This window comes from Rhizobium sp. CNPSo 3670 (genome assembly GCF_057784555.1).
Window position 1 is genome coordinate 100,278 of record NZ_JBXSOL010000016.1, and the last position, 18,812, is coordinate 119,089.

The window sequence follows — 18,812 nt, forward strand, 5'->3', positions numbered from 1 at the left end:
CTTTCTTGTGAGATCGCTGCCTGACCCGACAACTGTGTTGTTTCTGCCTGTGCAAACTGGCTTGTTGATTTCCGACTTTCCCTTCATAGCATTTGCGGAAGACCGTTCCGGAGAACTAAAGGAATGCTCATCCGATACGAGACGCCGGCAGATATCGAAGCGATTCAGAATTTGACCTCGGCCGCCTTCAAGCCGATGCCCTATAGCGAGGGTACGGAAGCGGAGATCATCCGGAGGCTTCGCTTGAGCGGCGATCTGGCGATATCGCTGATTGCCGAGGAGGATGGCGAGATCCTGGGGCACGTCGCGTTCTCGCCGGTGACGGTCAACGGAGTACATGACGGCTGGTTCGGGCTGGGGCCGATAGCGGTCACGCCGGAGAGACAGCGGCAGGGCATCGGAAGGGCGCTTACGGCGAAGGGGCTCGAATTGCTGAAGGAGATGGGCGCGAGGGGGTGCGCGCTGATCGGCAATCCCGAGGTCTACAGCGGTGCGGGCTTCAGCAGCGACGGCCAATTAACATATCAGGATCTCGATACGCGGCTTGTGCAGCGGATTGTTTTTCACGGACCGCCGCCAAGCGGGGTGCTTCGGTTCGCTCCGGCGTTCGAAAACTAGCGAAAGGGCGAGACATGTCAGAGGCGGGCGCTATTAGCCTCCGAACCAAGCGTCTGAAGCTTCGTATGCCTGACATCGACGACTTCGATGCCTACGCCCCGATAATGGGCCTCGCCACGGTCCGCCGGGATGGGCGGCCCCTTTGATCTGCGGGCGGCGTGGGGGATGTTCTGTCACGACGTCGCTCTCTGGCAGCTTTTCGGGCACGGCGCGATGATGATCGACCTCAGCGAAACCGGCCAATGCATCGGCCAGGTGGGGATCAACCATGGGCCGCTCTTTCCGGAAAAGGAGCTGGGCTGGTTCGCTTATGACGGGTTCGAGGGCCGCGGCTATGCGACCGAGGAGGCTTCGGCGCTGCGGGAGGGCCTTCCAGACGCTCAAACTGTAGTCGCTCGTCAGTTATATCGCGCCTGACAATTCTGCATCCGTTGCCGTTGCCGAACGGCTGGGGGCGCGTCTTGATCCGGCAGCGCCTCGAACTGATCCTGCCGATCTCGTCTATCGTCACCTACTTCCTAAGACCGGGCGGTAAGCGATGAGGCATGTCTCAATCCTTACATCTTGATAGGTCAGGATCGGTGCTGCAAGAAATGGGAATAGCGGATGACGGCCGCAAAACAGGAACATTGGGACGAGGTTTACCGCACGAAAGCAGCTGACAAAGTCAGCTGGTATCAGCCGACGCCCGTGCCTTCGCTCAGGGCGCTTGACGAGCTGCATGTGCCGGTTACGGCCGCGCTGATCGATGTCGGCGGCGGCGCGTCGAGCCTTGTCGACCGTCTCCTCGAGCGCGGCTGGTCCGACCTCACGGTTCTCGATATCGCTGCGCCGGCGTTGGATGTCGCCAAGGCACGGCTGCATGGTGACGCCGCCCGGGTCGCCTGGCTCATGGCCGATGTCACCGAATGGCGACCAGGGCGGTGCTACGACATATGGCACGACCGCGCCGTCTTTCATTTCCTCACCGAGCCGGAGCAGCGGATCGCCTATCGCCGCGCCCTGGAAACCGGCACGGCGCCGGGCAGCGTCGTGATCATCGCCACCTTCGCACCTGACGGGCCGGAGCGGTGCAGCGGTCTGCCGGTTCAGCGTTACGATGCGGCGGCGCTCGCGTCGGAATTCTCTTCCGCATTCGTCCTGGAAAGCGAGTGGCGTCAGGAGCATAGGACGCCTGCCGGGGGCCCGCAGTCGTTTCAGTGGTGCGTCTTTCGTCGGCGTTAAGGCGACTAGAGCCTTTCCGGGCTAGATTGAAGCATTCTGCCGGAGCAGGTTTTCGTCAGGGTAAAGGCGATTGGCGACGGGCATACCCCCGAGGTACGTCCGAGCCGATCGCCTTTGATCCTGGCTAGAGATGCCCGACCCACCGGCCGCACCGCTTCGCCGTGGCGAAGCGATAAGTGCATCCGGCGATTCTGAAGTCTTGCAGATTTGCCAGGCAAATCTGCGGGAGGGCTGGCTGAAACGGGCCGGCTGATCGACCGGCCGGCTTGGCCGTAGAACTGGGCTACGACACGCGCCTGCCGGTCGACCATCCGACTCCGTTTGAGCCAACAGAATGCTTCAATCTAACCCGGAAAAGCTCTGATTCGCCCCAAGGCAATCGAGGATGAAATCGGCCCGTTCGGCAACCCCGATTTTTGCAGTATGACGACCTCGTAACCGAGTGTCGGATAGGTCGCGGCGAGCCGATCATATTCTGCGACGGCTCTTCGAAGCCACGGCGGCGCTCGGGGTCGGTCGTGTAGATCTCGGGCCATGGCGGCGTCAGAAAAGCGCTTCCGTTATATCGATGGGCGGCGGTCATTCGTTCCAGGACCGGTTCGCCGGTCATGTGCTGCAGGCCGAGGCGGCATCGATCAGCTCGCGGTCGAAAAACCTCCAGCCCGTCCATTCGCACGCTGCCGTGTAGTCGGCCATCGCCATCTCGATCGCGCGGCGGGCAAAGGCAATCGCGTCGATCCAGGGCAGGGCGGTTCCACTACTCTCGAGCTCCTGCTTGACGATCCGCCGGCCAGGCTTTTCGACGATCCTATGACCGCGACGGCCAAGCTCAGCAAGCAGCGTCGATTTTCCGCCGCCGGAACATCCGGAAATCAGAACCGACACTAGCCTTCCCTGTGGGCGCGCGCCATTCCGTGGTCCACCAGCCGGTCGATGATCTCGGCATAGCTGACGCCGCTTGCCGCCATCGCCTTGGAATACATACTGATATCGGTGAAACCGGGAATGGTGTTGAGCTCGTTGATGACGAAGCGCATGTCCGATGTCAGGAAGAAATCGACGCGTGCCATGCCGTCGCAGCCGACGGCCCGGAAAGCCCTTGCGGCCACGTCGCGCATGGCGGCCTCGATCTCCGCCGGCAGGTCGGCCGGCACTTTCAAGGCGGCGCCGTTCTCATCGATATATTTGGCGTTGTAATTGTAGAAGCCATGGCTTTCGGCCGGCACGATCTCGCCCGGGCGGGAGACGAAGAGCTTGCCGTCGGTATCCTCGAGCACGCTGAATTCGATCTCGCGACCGGCGACGAATTCCTCGGCGAGCAGAGTGCGGTCGTGGCGGAAGGCCTGCTCGAGCGCTGCGGCGAATTCCTGGCTGGCATGGACCTTGGCGACGCCGACCGACGATCCCTGCCGTGCCGGCTTGATGAAGAGCGGCAGGCCGAGTTCGCCTTCGAGCGCGGAGAATGAAGGGGTAGCACCCTCGTGGATCGTCACGGCGCGCGCCACCGGCAGGCCTGCCGCCCGCAGCAGGCGCTTGGCGATATCCTTGTCAAGGGCCGTGGCCGAACCGAGGATGCCGCAGCCGGCGAGCGGCACGCGCGCCACTTCAGCTGCGCCCTGCACCGATCCGTCCTCACCATGCGGGCCGTGCAGCACGGGAAACAGGACATCGATTTTTGGCAATTCATGCGGCGCGCCATGAGAGGGGGTGGCCAGCATACGCCCGCGGCCGCCCGGCATGAGGCAGATTTCCGTGCCTGACGAGGGCGTGGCGAGCCTACCGTCCTTGAAACTGCTCAGCAGCCATTGTCCCTGGCGGGTGACGAAGACGGGAAAGGCATCGTATTTCTCAGGCTCCAGGGCGGCCATCACGTTGGTCGCCGAGAGGATGGAAACTTCGTGCTCGGCCGAACGCCCGCCGAAGAGTACGGCAATGCGCAGCCTGTTGGGGGAAGGGGTCATGAAAGCCTCCGAAGCGAAAGAATGTCGGAAAGATCAGGCCTCGACCGATATGCCGCGATTGGCAAAAAAACGATCGAAGACGGCAAGCGGCAGCGTGACATCGGCCTGGCTCGCCGCGTCATGGCCGGACGGATTGTGGAATCGGATCGTCTCCTGCGAGGCTGATGTCACCAGCACGAGATGACCGCCCTTTGCCGGCGGCTCCTGCTCCGGCCAGCGGATGGCCGAATGCACCGAGGCGATGAAGAAGCGGCGTTTCGACAAAAGTTCCGGGATGGCTGACGTCTCGACATTGGTCATCGTCTCGGCGCCGAGGCCGAAACGTTCGCTCACGAAGCGGACGAAGGGAGCGTAGATCAGTCCCTTGATCGAGGCGTCGATCTCGTTGACGACATAGCCGCCGTAAACCGTGCAGGCGCGGGCAAGCTCGAGAGTAGGATGGATCTCACCGCGCGCAGCAAGGATCATCTTCAGGCAGGCCATGCCGCAGATATTCACCGCCCAGCACGCATATTCCTCGATGGTCGCGGCTCCCGAATGGCGCCAGAGCGGATCGCTGAGCAGCGCCAGCGACCCCTCGGCAAGCACCGGCAGCGTCATGCCGGGTGTTTCCCATTGGCTGAAATAAGGCACGCTGCTTTCATGCATTCTGTCGATTTCCCCGTGGCTCACCTGCGGGATGGCTGGCAATCAAGGCTTTTTTCGCGCTTGTCGAAGCCGGCTGCTCGATTTTGGTGGTGCCGGGCCTGGCGCTTCGCGATTTCCGGGGCAGGGTGATCGTCAAACCGCTTGCCCCACCTGCTTATCGCGGCATCCACTCGATCACGCGACGCCGCGGCGAGGGCTGCAATCCGAAGATCAAGGCTGTGCAGGAGCAATTGGCGAGGAGCGGATCGAGGGATGCAGGCGAGGTTGATACAGGGTTTCCAGGTCGGCCTTGACGTCGATGAAAGCCGATCATCGCGATCTGGTGATGGTCCGTTTGCGCCAGTAGCGGACAGTGTGGTCTGGTGCATCGATACAGGGATGAAAATAACAGGTAGAAAGCCATGGGTGGCAAATGGATTTCAGAAGAAGTTTGGCGTGACGCACTCTGGGTCGCCCGTGATCAGCTACGTCACATGAAAAGGGATGGTGGTGACCCACGCCAAATTGCTCGGAAGCACAGACAGATTGACCGTATCCGACCTGCTGGTCTTCCGGACTGGCAGGAACGGGTTGAATGGGCAGGGTTTAAATTTCCGTCTCATTCGGACTGAGCAGTCCGCCTCGGGCCGAGAGTAGCCACAGGCGGGTTTTACCACTAACGGCCGGTGAACTACACCGCAGCCGCCAGTCAGCCGCGCCGCGGCTTTTCTCCGCTCTTATTCCGCCATCGCCCTATCTGGTGTTTTCCGGCCAGATCGGCTGGCTGATGCTCTGGAGCAGTTCCGGTTCGACGCCGTCGATGCGGGCGATGACGGCCTTGGCCATTTCGCGGCCGGCCTGGCGCACGTCCTCCTGGGCGGTGATGATTTCGGGGCGGATCCAGTTGAGGATCGGTACCGACTGCTTGGAGACCATGTCGAGATCGCGGCCGAGCGCCTTGCCGGCGGCCTCTATGCCCGCATTGACGGCGATCGCGGCGCTGCCGGCCGAGCAGACGATGCCGTCAGGTGCATTGGCCGAACGCATCATCAATTCGACGGCGTCACGAATGTCGGCGAGCGGCGCGTCGGTGTTGACGCGCAGCGGCACTTCCTCCGCGCCGTAGTCGTGCAGGCCGGTCTGAAAGCCGATGCGAATATGGGCGTAATAGGTGAGCTTGCTCGGCGGCTGCAGCAGGGCGATGCGGCGCCGGTCTCGTTGGACGAGGCGTTCCACCGCCTGATGGGCGAAGGCCTCGTTGTCGAAATCGTGGAAGGGGTGGACGAGTCCTGCATCGGTGCGCCCATGCGTGGCAAAGGGCATGCCACGTTCGGACAAGAGCCGCACGCGCGGGTCGTCCGGTTCGATGCGCGAGATGATAACGCCGTCGGCCGAGCCGGTTTCAAGAATATAGCGCACCGGCAGCATCGGGTCCTTGCTGTGCGAATGCGGTGTCACGACGATATGATAAGGCGTGCCAGACAGCACTTCGGATATGCCGAAGACCATCTGGCTGGAGAAGCCCATGATCTCCTCGTCGATGCTGAGAACGAGGGCGATGACGTTGGTCTTGCCAGTGCGCAGGCGCACGCCCGCCCGGTTCGGCTGGTAGCCGAGCTGGCGGGCGACCATGCGCACCCGCTCCTTGGTTTCGGCACCGATATCCGGCGCGTCCTTCAGCGCACGCGATACCGTGGTCACGCCGAGGCCGGTCATGAAGGCGATCGTCTTCAATGTCGGGCGCTCGCGCGTCACCGCCGTCGATGTCGCCTGTCCGAAATTTCCCTTGTTTTCCATCCCTGTAGGCCGCCTTGCGCGAATTGGTCTCGCTTATAGAGGCTTTTTCAGGCGCCGTAAGCCCGCCGCCTGCCAAAATCGCGCCTCCCTGAGGAATTCAATCTGTAACGATACAGTAGAAATGTCGAGTGGTTTTTCTTGTGTGCGTCGCAACATTATTCGCACAGGTTGAATCGGTGATTCCTATAGGATTTTTCTGCAGCTGCGAAAAAGGTAATGGGGATCTCGAGATTGAATTATAAAATTAATGTTAAATTTCATCGCACTGGTTAGACACGGCGCCTGCGGAAAAGTCTGCTCGTCCGCCGATTCAACGGGTGTGAAGCCGCCTTCCGAAACAGTCAGAAGTAGCAATCAGGATCTTTAAAGAAAAATTTACGGGCGGGCAGTTGCGTGGGGAAATCGATTGATCTAAGTTTTTCCGGCAACGTTTCAGTGAGGGAGGAGAACTCATGAAAATCCGTATGATGGCGGCTATGCTCGCCGCTTCAGCAGCACTTCCGATCAGCGCCAGCGCCACCGACCTTGAAGTCACCCATTGGTGGACGTCCGGCGGCGAGTCCGCTGCTGTCGCCGAGCTGGCAAAGGCATTCGACGCCACCGGCAACCACTGGGTCGACGGCGCTATCGCCGGTTCCGGCGGAACTGCGCGCCCGATCATGATCAGCCGCATCACCGGCGGCGACCCGATGGGCGCCACCCAGTTCAACCATGGCCGCCAGGCGGAAGAGCTTGTCCAGGCGGGCCTGATGCGCGACCTGACCGATGTCGCGACCGCGGAGCACTGGAAGGACATTATTCGTCCGTCTAGCCTGCTCGATTCCTGCACGATCGACGGCAAGATCTACTGCGCTCCGGTCAACATCCACTCCTGGCAGTGGCTGTGGCTTTCGAACGCTGCCTTCAAGAAGGCCGGTGTCGAGGTTCCGAAGAACTGGGACGAATTCGTCGCTGCCGCTCCGGCTCTCGAAAAGGCGGGTATCATTCCGCTCGCTGTCGGCGGTCAGCCATGGCAGGCGACAGGCGCCTTCGACGTGCTTATGGTCGCGGTCGCCGGCAAGGACGTGTTCAACAAGGTCTTCAAGGACAAGGATGCAGAGGTCGCCGCCGGACCCGAGATCGCCAAGGTCTTCAAGGCTGCCGATGACGCCCGCCGCATGTCCAAGGGCAGCAATGTCCAGGATTGGAACCAGGCAACCAATCTCGTCATCACGGGCAAGGCCGGCGGCCAGATCATGGGTGACTGGGCGCAGGGCGAATTCGCACTCGCCGGTCAGAAGGCCGGCACCGACTATACCTGCCTTCCGGGCCTCGGCGTCAACGAGATCATCTCGACCGGCGGCGACGCCTTCTATTTCCCGCTGCTGAAGGACGAGGAAAAGTCCAAGGCACAGGCCGTGCTCGCCAAAACCCTGCTCGATCCCAAGACCCAGGTTGCCTTCAACCTGAAGAAGGGTTCGCTGCCGGTTCGTGGCGACGTCGATCTTGCCGCCGCCAACGATTGCATGAAGAAGGGTCTCGACATCCTGGCGAAGGGCAATGTGATCCAGGGCACCGACCAGCTGCTTTCGGCCGACAGCCAGAAGCAGAAGGAGGACCTCTTCTCCGAATTCTTCGCCAACCCGTCGATGACGCCGGAGGCCGCGCAGAAGCGTTTCGCCGAAATCATCGCCTCGGCTGACTGATCGGCAGATTCACTGCCCTTGCGATCCGGCTCCGCGGAGCCGGATCCTCCCGCAAGTTTCGATGGTCTTGCCGGCCCATCCGGCCGATCCAGCGGGCAGGGGTGAGAGACGGCCGTCACCGGCCGCAGCTGCGATTTGAGGAGAAGTGTTCATGACGGGTCAAGCGCAAGCAGGCCGGCCAAACAAGTTACTGCGCAATCTGAACGCCAAGATTGCGTCCATCCCAATGATCCTGACAGCGCTGGTGATCTTTGTCGGCGGCACGTTCTGGACGGTCTTTTATTCTTTCACCAATTCCAAGCTCCTCCCGCGGTTGAGCTTCGTCGGCTTTGACCAGTATCACCGTCTCTGGGCGGCACCCCGCTGGGTTACTGCGATCGAAAATCTGGCGCTCTACGGCGTCCTCTCGCTGATCTTCAGCCTTGTCATCGGATTTGTGCTCGCCGCACTCATGGATCAGAAGATCCGTTTCGAAAACACTTTTCGCACCATCTTTCTCTACCCCTTCGCGCTGTCCTTCATCGTGACCGGTCTCGTCTGGCAATGGGTTCTGAACCCGGATTTCGGCGTCCAGTCGGTGGTGCGTTCGCTCGGCTGGACAAGCTTCACCTTCAATCCGCTCTATACGCCCGAAATCGTCATCTACGGGATTCTGATCGCGGCGCTTTGGCAGGGAACGGGCCTCGTCATGTGCCTGATGCTTGCCGGTCTGCGGGGCATCGACGAGGATATCTGGAAAGCGGCCCGCGTCGACGGCATCCCGATGTGGAAGACCTACCTGCTCGTCGTCATTCCGATGATGCGGCCCGTGTTCATCACGACGATCGTCATCATCGCCTCCGGCATTGTCAAGGTCTACGACCTCGTGGTGGCGCAGACTTCGGGCGGTCCCGGCATATCATCGGAAGTGCCGGCCAAATACGTCTACGATTACATGTTCCAGGCGCAGAATCTCGGTCAGGGCTTCGCCGCATCGACGATGATGCTGGTCACAGTCGCGATCATCATCGTTCCGTGGGCCTATCTGGAGTTCGGAGGAGGGCGCAAGCGTGGCTGATATCGAAACTCTCAACACCACGGCTGTCGGCCTCGACGCCGTCTCACGGAGGCTCGGCGACGGGCCGAGCGGTCCGAAGCCGCGCCCGACGCTGTCAGCGCGCAACATCATGCTCTACGGAACGTTGACGGTTGCAGCGCTCTATTATCTGCTGCCGCTCTATGTGATGGTCGTGACTTCACTGAAGGGCATGCCGGAGATCCGTCTCGGCAACATTTTCTCGCCGCCGGTGGAGATCACCTTCCAACCTTGGGTCAAGGCCTGGGCGGAGGCCTGCACGGGCCTCAACTGCGACGGCCTTTCGCGCGGTTTCTGGAACTCGGTGCGCATCACGGTGCCGTCTGTCATCATCTCGATCGCCATCGCTTCGGTGAACGGCTATGCGCTGGCAAACTGGCGATTCAAGGGTTCGGAGCTCTTCTTCTCGATCCTGATCATCGGAGCGTTCATTCCCTATCAGGTGATGATCTATCCGATCGTCATCATCCTGCGTGAAATCGGCATCTACGGCACGCTGACCGGCCTCGTCATCGTGCATTCGATCTTCGGGATGCCGATCCTGACGCTGCTCTTCCGCAACTACTTCGTGTCGCTGCCGGAGGAGCTGTTCAAGGCGGCGCGCGTCGACGGGGCGGGCTTCTGGCAGATATTCCTGAAGATCATGCTGCCGATGTCGCTGCCGATCTTCGTTGTCGCCATGATCCTGCAGGTCACCGGCATCTGGAACGACTTCCTGTTCGGCGTGGTTTTCACCCGGCCGGATACCTATCCGATGACCGTGCAGCTCAACAACATCGTCAATTCCGTCCAGGGTGTGAAGGAATACAACGTCAACATGGCAGCGACGATCCTCACCGGTCTGGTGCCGCTGATCGTCTATTTCGTCTCCGGGCGGCTTTTCGTTCGCGGCATCGCCGCTGGCGCAGTGAAGGGGTGATCACATGAACATGAATTCAACTGTCTCCAATTCCAGCGTCTCGATCAAAGATCTGTCGCTGAACTTCGGATCAGTCAGCGTGCTCAAGGATCTCAACCTTGAGATCAACGACGGCGAATTCTTAGTGCTGCTCGGATCGTCCGGCTGCGGCAAGTCGACCTTGCTCAACTGCATCGCCGGCCTGCTCGACGCCTCGGAAGGGCAGATCTTCATCAAGGGCAAGAATGTCACCTGGGAAGAGCCGAAGGATCGCGGCATCGGCATGGTCTTCCAGTCCTATGCGCTCTATCCGCAGATGACCGTCGAGAAGAACCTCTCCTTCGGCCTTCGCGTCGCCAAGGTGCCGCAGGCCGAGATCGACAAACGCGTGGCGCGTGCGGCCGAGATCCTGCAGATCCAGCCGCTTCTGAAGCGCAAGCCCGCCGAACTATCCGGCGGCCAGCGCCAGCGCGTGGCAATCGGCCGGGCGCTGGTGCGCGATGTCGACGTCTTCCTGTTCGACGAGCCGCTGTCCAACCTCGACGCCAAGCTGCGTTCAGAACTGCGTGTCGAAATCAAACGCCTGCACCAGTCGCTGCAGAACACGATGATCTACGTGACGCACGACCAGATCGAGGCGCTGACGCTGGCCGACCGCATCGCCATTATGAAGAGCGGCATCATCCAGCAGCTCGATGATCCGACGACGATCTACAACCGGCCGCGCAACCTCTTCGTCGCCGGCTTCATCGGCTCGCCGTCGATGAATTTTCTGCGCGGCGAACTGGTCAAAACAGGTGACGGCATCGCTTTTACCGCAAACGGCGTCAACTTCTCGCTCGCGGCCTACGACGCCAACGAGACGCTGCAGCCCGGCCACAAGGTGGTGCTCGGCGTCCGCCCCGAACACATCAAGGTCAACGAGAATGCCGGCGGCGAAGAACATGACGCTACCGTCGATATCGAGGAACCGATGGGGGCGGACAATCTTCTGTGGCTGAAACATGCGGGCCACACGATGTCGGTCCGCGTCAACGGCGCACGCCGCTTTGATGTCGGCGCCAAGGTGAAGCTGAGCTTCGACATGGCGCTGGCTTCGGTGTTCGATGCGGAGAGCGAGCTGCGTCTCTAACGAGTTCTGCGGCGGGCCGGAGATGGTGCGCCTGCTCGATGTGAGGCCAATAGGCCGGGGCGAGTATGGCGAGAAGCCCAACCACACTCCGTCTTCCTCGGGCTTGACCCGAGGATCTATGCCCGCTGCTGCTGATGGATGCAGTTTGGATCCTCGGGTTAAGCCCGAGGAAGACGGAGTGTGCGGTGGACGGAAGGAGACCAAGGCGCTGCTTACACCTCACTTCTCCCCAGCGGCGAGAAAAGGGCGCCAAGCCGGCCACTGAGGAACGACAGCTAACGGATGGCGATCATGCGCCGTCCTCTTCAAAAACTGCAATTCGGAAATGAAATCGTGACGCAACAATCGAATCCTTCCAGCATCGACCTTTCCGGTTCGTGGCAGCTCACCTCCGTTGATGGCGAGATCAAAAGCCTCATCACCCTACCAGGCGACGTGCACACGGCGCTGCATCGGGCCGGCCTGATCCCCGATCCCTATTTCGGTCGCAACGAGGAGAAGGTGCAGTGGGTTGCCCAGCGTGAATGGGCGGTCGAGCGCAGTTTTACGCTGCAGGAGGTCGAAGGCGACTGGTATCTCGATATCGACTATCTCGACACGGTCGCCAGCGTCCACGTCAACGGCTTTCTGGTGCTCGAAGCTGACAATAGCTTCCGCCGCTACCGGCCGGATGTCTCGAGCATGCTGAAAGCGGGCGACAACTCCATCCGCATCGTCTTCGCCTCCAACCCCGGCGTCGGCGCCGAACGGCAGAAAAAGCAGCCCTTCTACATTCCCTACAGCACCGGCAATTCGCCGATCCCCGATGGCAACATGCTGCGCAAGCCGCAATGCCATTTCGGCTGGGACTGGAACATCGCCATTGCGCCGCTCGGCCTCTACGGCACGGTTGCTCTGAAGAAGCTCGAGACTGCGCGCATCGAACATGTCGTCACCCGCCAGGTCCACAATAATGACGGCTCGGTCGACCTGACGGTCACCGCGAGCCTCTATTCCAAGCACGCCGGCGTCGCCCAGATCTATTTCGAGTTCGACGGCGAACGGGTGCGCCTCGACGTCGGCGTCAAGGGCGACACTGATGTCAATTATCTCTTCCATATCGACGAGCCGCGGCTCTGGTGGCCTTCCGGCAGTGGCGAGCAGGCGCTCTACACGCTGTCGGTGGAAGTGTCCGACGAGGTGGTGACCAGGCAAATCGGCCTTCGCACCATCGAGCTGGTCACTACGCCGGATGCAGCAGGCGCCCGCTTCGCCTTCAGGATCAACGGCCGCGAGATCTTTTGCCGCGGCGCCAACTGGATTCCGGCCGATGCGCTCTATTCGCTGTCTTCGCCCGAGAAGACTGAAGATCTGCTGCAATCGGCAAAAGCCGCCAACATGAACATGATCCGTGTCTGGGGTGGCGGTTTCTACGAGCAGGATTATTTCTACGATCTCTGCGACCGGCTCGGCCTCCTGGTCTGGCAGGACTTTATGTTCGCCTGCAATCTCTATCCCTCGACCGACGACTTCCTCGACAATGTGGCGTTCGAGGTGGATTACCAGGTGCGGCGGCTCTCCTCGCATCCTTCCATCGCGCTATGGTGCGGCGACAATGAGCTTGTCGGCGCGCTGACCTGGTTCGAGGAATCACGGAAAGACCGCGACCGCTACCTCGTCTCCTACGACCGCCTCAACCGGACGATCGAGCAGGCGGTGAAGAAGGCGCTGCCCGGTGCGCTGTGGTGGCCTTCGAGCCCGGCTTCCGGCTATCTCGATTTCGGCGATGCCTGGCATGCGGACGGGTCCGGCGACATGCACTACTGGTCGGTCTGGCACGAGAACAAGTCATTCGATAATTACCGGTCGGTACGGCCGCGCTTCTGCTCGGAATTCGGCTTCCAGTCCTATACCTCGCTGCCTGTCATCAGGACTTATGCCGAGGAGAAGGATATGAATATCGCTTCTCCCGTCATGGAGCTGCACCAGAAGAATACTGGCGGCAACGAGCGCATCGCCGGCACGATGTTCCGCTATTTCCGCTTTCCCAAAGATTTCCCGAATTTCGTCTACCTCTCCCAGATCCAGCAGGGGTTGGCAATCAAGACGGCGGTGGAATATTGGCGGTCGCTGAAGCCCCATTGCATGGGCACGATCTATTGGCAGCTCAACGATACCTGGCCGGTCGCCTCCTGGTCGAGCCTCGATTATGGCGGCCGCTGGAAGGCGATGCATTATCTCGTCAAACGTTTCTTCCAGCCGGTCGCGGTCGCCGCCATTCCCGCCGAGGACGGCAAGACGATCCGCTTCTCGCTCGTTAACGACACGCTTTCAGATGTCAGCATCGATCTGTCGATATCGCTTCTGACGATGAAAGGCGAGCGGAAGCATCTGAAAGACGTGCAGGCCATGTGTTCGCCGGATGCGGCGGTGACGGCTGCGACAATCGATGTGTCCGAGATTGCCGAGGGAACATTGCTTGCCTGGCATTTCACCGCGTCGAACGGCATGGGCGGCGAGGGGCACTATGTCAACGGCACCTATAAGGCGCTGGAGCTGGATCCGTCGGGCCTGACCGTTACCCATGAATATGTCGAGAAGAGCGGCGTCGTCGACATCAACATCACCGCTAAGGGACTTGCGCTCTTCGTGATGATCGAGAGCGAGACGGACGGCAAATATTCCGACAATGCGTTCGATCTGGCGGCAGGCGAGAGCCGCCGCATCACCTTCACCCCGGCACGTCAACTCGAACGCGGCAAGCTGCCGGAATTCCGCTTCTACGACCTGCATTCCTGCCAATCGGCGGATTGATCCTTCCAAGAAATGGGTACGACGCCCAAGGAGAATAAGATGACGAAACTCAGCTACCAGCTCTACAGCGCGCGCAACTTCCAGCCCTATTCTGTGATTTTCGAAAAGCTCGGCAAATCAGGCTATGCCGAAGTCGAAGGCTTCGGCGGCATCTACGCCGATCTCGACGATGCGGGACTGAAGAGCCTTCGCGCCGATCTCGACAAGAACGGCCTCGTGATGGCGAGCGGCCATTTCAGCCCCGACTTCCTGGATAAGGAAGTTCAGAAGTCGCTCAACATCGCCAGAATACTTGGCATGGATTCGATCTATGCCCCGCATCTGGCGGCAGACCAGCGCCCCTCGGACGGAGCCGGTTGGCTGGCCTTTGGCAAGCGTCTGCAGGAAATGAGCAAGCCCTATAAAGATGCCGGCTACGAGTTCGGCTGGCACAATCACGATTTCGAATTCGTCAAGCTGGCTGACGGCTCGCTGCCGATTGAGCGCATCTTCGAAGGCGCGCCGGACATCTCCTGGGAAGCCGATATCGCCTGGGTCATCCGCGGCGGCGCCGATCCCTTCGCCTGGATCGACAAGCTCGGCTCGCGCATCACCGCAGTTCACGTCAAGGACATCGCGCCGGCCGGCGAGGCGACAGATGAAGATGGCTGGGCCGATGTCGGCCATGGCAGGGTCGAGTGGGCCAAGCTGATTGCCGCACTTCGTGGCACCAAGGCGAAGCACTTCGTCGTCGAACATGACAATCCGAAAGACATCGACCGCAACATCAGCCGTTCGATTGCATCCTTCCAGACTTATTGAGGTACATCATGACCAGGGAACTTGGCGTCGGCATCATCGGATGCGGCAACATCTCCACCACCTACTTCTCGCTGGCACCGCTCTTCAAGGGGCTGAAGGTGCTGGCCTGCGCCGATATCAATATTCAGGCTGCCGAGGCGCGCGCCAAGGAATACGACGTCAAAGCGCAGACGATCGACGAACTGCTCGCCAATGACGAGATTGACGTCGTCGTCAACCTGACGATTCCGGATGCGCATTTTCCGGTATCAAAGGCGATCCTCGAGGCCGGCAAACACGTCTATTCGGAAAAGCCGCTGGTGCTTTCGCTCGAGCAGGGCGAGGAGCTTCGCCGCATCGCCAAGGCGAAGAATCTAGCCGTCGGCTGCGCGCCGGACACTTTCCTCGGCGGCGCCCACCAGCTTGCCCGCAAGTTCATCGATGACGGCGGCATCGGCCGGGTTACTTCGGGCGCCTGCTATGTCATGAGCCCCGGCATGGAGATGTGGCATCCGAACCCTGATTTCTTCTTCCTGCCGGGCGGCGGTCCGATCCTCGATCTCGGCCCCTATTACATTGCCAATCTGATCAACCTGATCGGCCCTGTGAAGCGCGTCGGCGCGATGACCTCGATGGCATCGGAAACCCGCACGATCACCAGCCAGCCGCGCTATGGTGAGATCATCCCGGTGAAGACGCCGACAACGATCCAGGCGCTGCTTGAATTCGTCAGTGGCGCCACCGTGACGCTGTCGGCGAGCTGGGATGTGTGGTCGCACCGCCATGCCAATATGGAGCTCTACGGCACCGACGGCTCGCTTTACGTGCCGGACCCGAACTTTTTCGGCGGCACCGTCGAAGCCAGCGGCCGCGACAAGGACATCAAACCGCTGGAAAACTGGGATCATCCCTTTGGCAAGATCAACCAGGAAAACCCGAACGGGGCGCGCGCCAACTATCGCACGGCCGGCCTTGCCGATATGGCGATGGCGCTGATCGAGGGACGCGACGCGCGCTGCTCGCTCGACCGCACGCTGCACGGGGTCGACGTCATGACTTCGATCCTGAAATCGGGCGAGGAGGGCCGTTTCATCGAGCTCACGACGACCTGCACGCAGCCGGCCGCGCTTGGTATCGCAGAGGCGCAGGCGCTGTTGAGGTAGAGCGCGTGCGCCTTGGCGCTTGCCGGATCGGCGCGGTTGTCTCAATAATCCGGCGGGGCATATGCCGCTGTGATCGGTTCGTTTCATGGCTGCCCCGCACCCTAACCCTCTTCCCGCATGCGGGGAGAGGGTACTGGCCAAACGAGTGCTTGAGAAAGTGGAAACGGTGCGGCATGTCCCTTCGCCCCGCTTGCGGGGAGAAAGGTGCCGGCGGGCGGATGAGGGGCAGATGTCGGGCGTTCTCTTTGGGCCGAGGCTGTCGCATGACAATTAATGATATCGCACGAAGGAAAATCCCATGAGCTGGCAACCGGCCGCAGACCGTTATTCGAAGATGAAATATAACCGCACAGGCCGTTCCGGCCTGAAGCTGCCGGCCGTCTCCCTCGGCCTCTGGCACAATTTCGGCGGCGATACGCCGCATGACCGCAAGATCGATATGTGCCGCACGGCCTTCGACCTCGGCATCACCCATTTTGACCTCGCCAACAATTATGGGCCGCCTCCTGGAAGCGCGGAGACCGCTTTCGGCGAGATACTGCGCACCGAATTTTCCGGGCTTCGCGACGAGCTGATTATCTCCTCGAAGGCCGGCTACGATATGTGGCCGGGTCCCTACGGCGAGTGGGGCAGCCGCAAGTACCTGATCGCTTCCTGCGACCAGAGCCTGAAGCGCATGGGCCTTGATTATGTCGATATCTTCTATTCGCATCGCTTCGATCCGGAGACGCCGCTCGAGGAAACCTGCGGCGCGCTCGATCATATCGTCCGCTCCGGCCGGGCGCTCTATGTCGGCATCTCCTCCTACAATTCGCAGCGCACCCGCGAAGCCGCCGCGATCCTCAAGAGCCTCGGCACGCCCTGCCTGATCCACCAGCCGAGCTATTCGATGCTCAACCGCTGGGTCGAGGATGACAAGCTGCTCAATACGCTCGATGACGTCGGCATGGGTTCGATCGTATTCTCGCCGCTCGCCCAGGGCATGCTGACGACCAAATATCTCGCCGGCATTCCCGACGACAGCCGAGCGGCGCAGAATCATTTCCTCAAGCGCGATTTCATCCGTCCCTCGATCATCGACAATATCAGGAAGCTGAACGAGATCGCCGAACGGCGCGGCCAGACGCTGGCGCAGATGGCGATTTCCTGGGTGCTGCGCGGCGGACGCGTGACTTCGGCGCTAATTGGCGCCAGCCGCTCCTCGCAGATCGTCGATTGCGTCAAGGCGCTGGATAATATCGAGTTCTCGGCTGAGGAACTGAAGGAGATTGATGTCTATGCCAAGGAGGCCGATATCAATCTCTGGGCGAAGTCAGCGGAGCGGGACTAAGAGAGAGATGGGAGTGCTGCTTGCTCCCTCTTCCCCCCGCTGGGGAGAAGGGGAAGGCGAGATAGCCACGCCAATCTGACGTACGTACCACATTTTATTTCGGAGGAGCCGCCATGATCCGCAATCCCATCCTGCCCGGGTTCAATCCGGATCCGTCGATCTGCCGCGTCGGCGACGATTATTACATCGCCACCTCGACTTTCGAATGGTATCCGGGTGTGCAGATTCATCATTCGCGAGACCTGGTGAACTGGACTCTGGTGCGCCGGCCGCTGGAGCGCGCCTCGCAGCTCGACATGCGCGGAAATCCCGATAGCTGCGGCATCTGGGCCCCGTGCCTTTCCTATGCCGACGGGCAGTTCTGGCTGGTCTATACCGACGTTAAGCGTTTCGACGGCAATTTCAAGGATGCGCATAATTACATCGTGACCTCTCCCTCGATCGAGGGAGAATGGTCCGAGCCGGTCTATGTAAATTCTTCCGGCTTCGATCCCTCGCTCTTCCACGACGATGACGGCCGCAAATGGTTCGTCAACATGCAGTGGAACCACCGTACCGAAAGCTTCGGTGGCTCGCCGAAATCGCCGGCCTTCGACGGCATCCTGCTGCAGGAATGGGATCCGGAGGCGAAGGTGCTGAAAGGCCCGATCCGCAACATCTTCGCCGGGAGCCCGCTCGGCCTCGTCGAAGGCCCGCATCTCTTCAAAAAGAACGGCTGGTATTACCTGACGACCGCCGAGGGCGGCACAGGCTATGACCACGCCGTCACCATGGCGCGTTCGCGCCTCATCGACGGGCCCTATGAGATGCATCCAAACATGCATCTGATCACCTCGAAGGATCATCCGGGTGCGGTGCTGCAGCGGGCAGGGCACGGCCAATATGTCGAGACGCCCAATGGTCAGGCCTATCACACTCATCTCAGCGGCCGGCCGCTGCCGCCGAAACGGCGATGCACGCTGGGGCGCGAAACGTCCCTGCAGAAATGCGTCTGGCGCGACGACGATTGGCTCTATTTGGAAAACGGCACCTCAGTGCCCGATGTCGATGTGCCGGCTCCCTTCGGTGCTGTGCCGGTGGAGAAGCCGATGCGCAGCGAGTACAGTTTCGATGGAGGCAAGCTGCCGGCTGATTTCCAGTGGCTGCGCACGCCCGAGCCCGGGCGCATCTTCAGCCTGACGGATCGACCCGGCCATCTCAGGCTGATCGGACGCGAGAGCATCGGCTCCTGGTTCGAGCAGTCGCTGGTCGCGCGCCGGCAGGAGCATCATAGTTTCCGCGCTGAGACTGTGATCGAATTTTCGCCCGACACCTATCAGCAGGTTGCGGGGCTGACGCAGTACTACAATCGCCATAAGTTCCACGCGATTGCCGTGACGCTGCACGAAACGCTCGGCCGCTGCGTGACGATCCTCTCCTGCAATGGCGACTATCCGAACGGTCGCCTGAGCTTTCCCGCTGAAAGCGGTGTAGCGATCCCGGCCGAGGGCCGTGTCCAGCTTGCGATGGAAATCCGCGAGAATGACCTGCAATTCTTCTGGCAGACGGAAGGCAAGGGCGCCTGGCAGCCGATCGGCCCTGTCCTCGACGCCGGCGTGATTTCCGACGAGGGCGGACGCGGCGAGCACGGCTCCTTCACAGGCGCCTTTGCCGGCGTGTTCGCCTTCGATACGTCGGGGCGAGGGAAGACGGCGGATTTCGATTGGTTCAATTATGATGAATTGTGAGG

At 60.8% G+C, this 18,812-nt stretch carries 14 protein-coding genes and 2 pseudogenes; 12 read left to right on the top strand and 4 right to left on the bottom strand.

Annotated elements, in window-relative coordinates; genetic code table 11:
* The first annotated feature begins 123 nt into the window (after positions 1–123).
* The 3 genes and pseudogenes from AC13QO_RS18315 to AC13QO_RS18325 all read left to right on the top strand — a co-directional run bounded on the left by AC13QO_RS18315 (position 124) and on the right by AC13QO_RS18325 (position 1,842).
* Positions 124–618 carry a GNAT family N-acetyltransferase gene (locus tag AC13QO_RS18315; RefSeq protein WP_285195892.1) on the top strand — a complete coding sequence of 165 codons (495 nt, stop codon included), beginning with the start codon at positions 124–126 and terminating at the stop codon, positions 616–618.
* A 14-nt stretch (positions 619–632) separates the two neighbouring features.
* A pseudogene (locus AC13QO_RS18320) lies at positions 633–1,153 on the top strand (GNAT family N-acetyltransferase).
* A 71-nt stretch (positions 1,154–1,224) separates the two neighbouring features.
* Complete coding sequence (locus AC13QO_RS18325; RefSeq protein ID WP_488541450.1) at positions 1,225–1,842, top strand: class I SAM-dependent methyltransferase; 618 nt, start codon at positions 1,225–1,227, stop codon at positions 1,840–1,842.
* 339 nt (positions 1,843–2,181) lie between these two features.
* Here the strand turns inward: AC13QO_RS18325 and AC13QO_RS18330 are convergent.
* The 4 genes and pseudogenes from AC13QO_RS18330 to AC13QO_RS18345 form a co-directional block, all read right to left on the bottom strand.
* Positions 2,182–2,727, bottom strand: a pseudogene (locus tag AC13QO_RS18330) (AAA family ATPase).
* Complete coding sequence (locus AC13QO_RS18335) at positions 2,727–3,803, bottom strand: D-alanine--D-alanine ligase family protein (RefSeq protein WP_488541451.1); 1,077 nt, start codon at positions 3,801–3,803, stop codon at positions 2,727–2,729. Before AC13QO_RS18335 ends, AC13QO_RS18330 begins: the two are co-directional and overlap by 1 nt.
* A gap of 33 nt (positions 3,804–3,836) precedes the next feature.
* Positions 3,837–4,451 carry a cysteine peptidase family C39 domain-containing protein gene (locus AC13QO_RS18340; protein ID WP_488541452.1) on the bottom strand — a complete coding sequence of 205 codons (615 nt, stop codon included), beginning with the start codon at positions 4,449–4,451 and terminating at the stop codon, positions 3,837–3,839.
* A gap of 732 nt (positions 4,452–5,183) precedes the next feature.
* Positions 5,184–6,227 carry a LacI family transcriptional regulator gene (locus tag AC13QO_RS18345; RefSeq protein ID WP_488541453.1) on the bottom strand — a complete coding sequence of 348 codons (1,044 nt, stop codon included), beginning with the start codon at positions 6,225–6,227 and terminating at the stop codon, positions 5,184–5,186.
* Between the two features lie 452 nt (positions 6,228–6,679).
* On the opposite strand from AC13QO_RS18345, the gene AC13QO_RS18350 reads away from it, so the two are divergent.
* The 9 genes from AC13QO_RS18350 to AC13QO_RS18390 all read left to right on the top strand — a co-directional run bounded on the left by AC13QO_RS18350 (position 6,680) and on the right by AC13QO_RS18390 (position 18,810).
* Positions 6,680–7,912, top strand: coding sequence for an ABC transporter substrate-binding protein (locus tag AC13QO_RS18350; protein WP_085778455.1), 1,233 nt, complete (start codon positions 6,680–6,682; stop codon positions 7,910–7,912).
* Between the two features lie 151 nt (positions 7,913–8,063).
* Complete coding sequence (locus tag AC13QO_RS18355) at positions 8,064–8,969, top strand: carbohydrate ABC transporter permease (RefSeq protein WP_097599962.1); 906 nt, start codon at positions 8,064–8,066, stop codon at positions 8,967–8,969.
* Positions 8,962–9,906, top strand: a complete 945-nt coding sequence (locus tag AC13QO_RS18360) for a carbohydrate ABC transporter permease (protein ID WP_183704355.1) — start codon at positions 8,962–8,964, stop codon at positions 9,904–9,906. Before AC13QO_RS18355 ends, AC13QO_RS18360 begins: the two co-directional genes overlap by 8 nt.
* Before the next feature lie 4 nt (positions 9,907–9,910).
* Positions 9,911–11,017, top strand: a complete 1,107-nt coding sequence (locus AC13QO_RS18365) for an ABC transporter ATP-binding protein (protein WP_285195889.1) — start codon at positions 9,911–9,913, stop codon at positions 11,015–11,017.
* A gap of 291 nt (positions 11,018–11,308) precedes the next feature.
* A complete protein-coding gene (locus AC13QO_RS18370; RefSeq protein ID WP_488541454.1) occupies positions 11,309–13,810 on the top strand; it encodes a beta-mannosidase in 2,502 nt (833 codons plus the stop codon).
* 39 nt (positions 13,811–13,849) lie between these two features.
* The gene (locus tag AC13QO_RS18375; protein WP_085778451.1) at positions 13,850–14,611 is read left to right on the top strand and encodes a sugar phosphate isomerase/epimerase family protein; all 762 of its coding nucleotides are present in this window, start codon (positions 13,850–13,852) and stop codon (positions 14,609–14,611) included.
* 8 nt (positions 14,612–14,619) lie between these two features.
* Positions 14,620–15,753 carry a Gfo/Idh/MocA family protein gene (locus AC13QO_RS18380; RefSeq protein ID WP_488541455.1) on the top strand — a complete coding sequence of 378 codons (1,134 nt, stop codon included), beginning with the start codon at positions 14,620–14,622 and terminating at the stop codon, positions 15,751–15,753.
* Positions 15,754–16,051: 298 nt separating this feature from the next.
* The gene (gene mgrA, locus AC13QO_RS18385; protein ID WP_285195886.1) at positions 16,052–17,083 is read left to right on the top strand and encodes an L-glyceraldehyde 3-phosphate reductase; all 1,032 of its coding nucleotides are present in this window, start codon (positions 16,052–16,054) and stop codon (positions 17,081–17,083) included.
* 113 nt (positions 17,084–17,196) lie between these two features.
* A complete protein-coding gene (locus tag AC13QO_RS18390) occupies positions 17,197–18,810 on the top strand; it encodes a glycoside hydrolase family 43 protein (RefSeq protein WP_285195885.1) in 1,614 nt (537 codons plus the stop codon).
* Positions 18,811–18,812 lie beyond the last annotated feature (2 nt).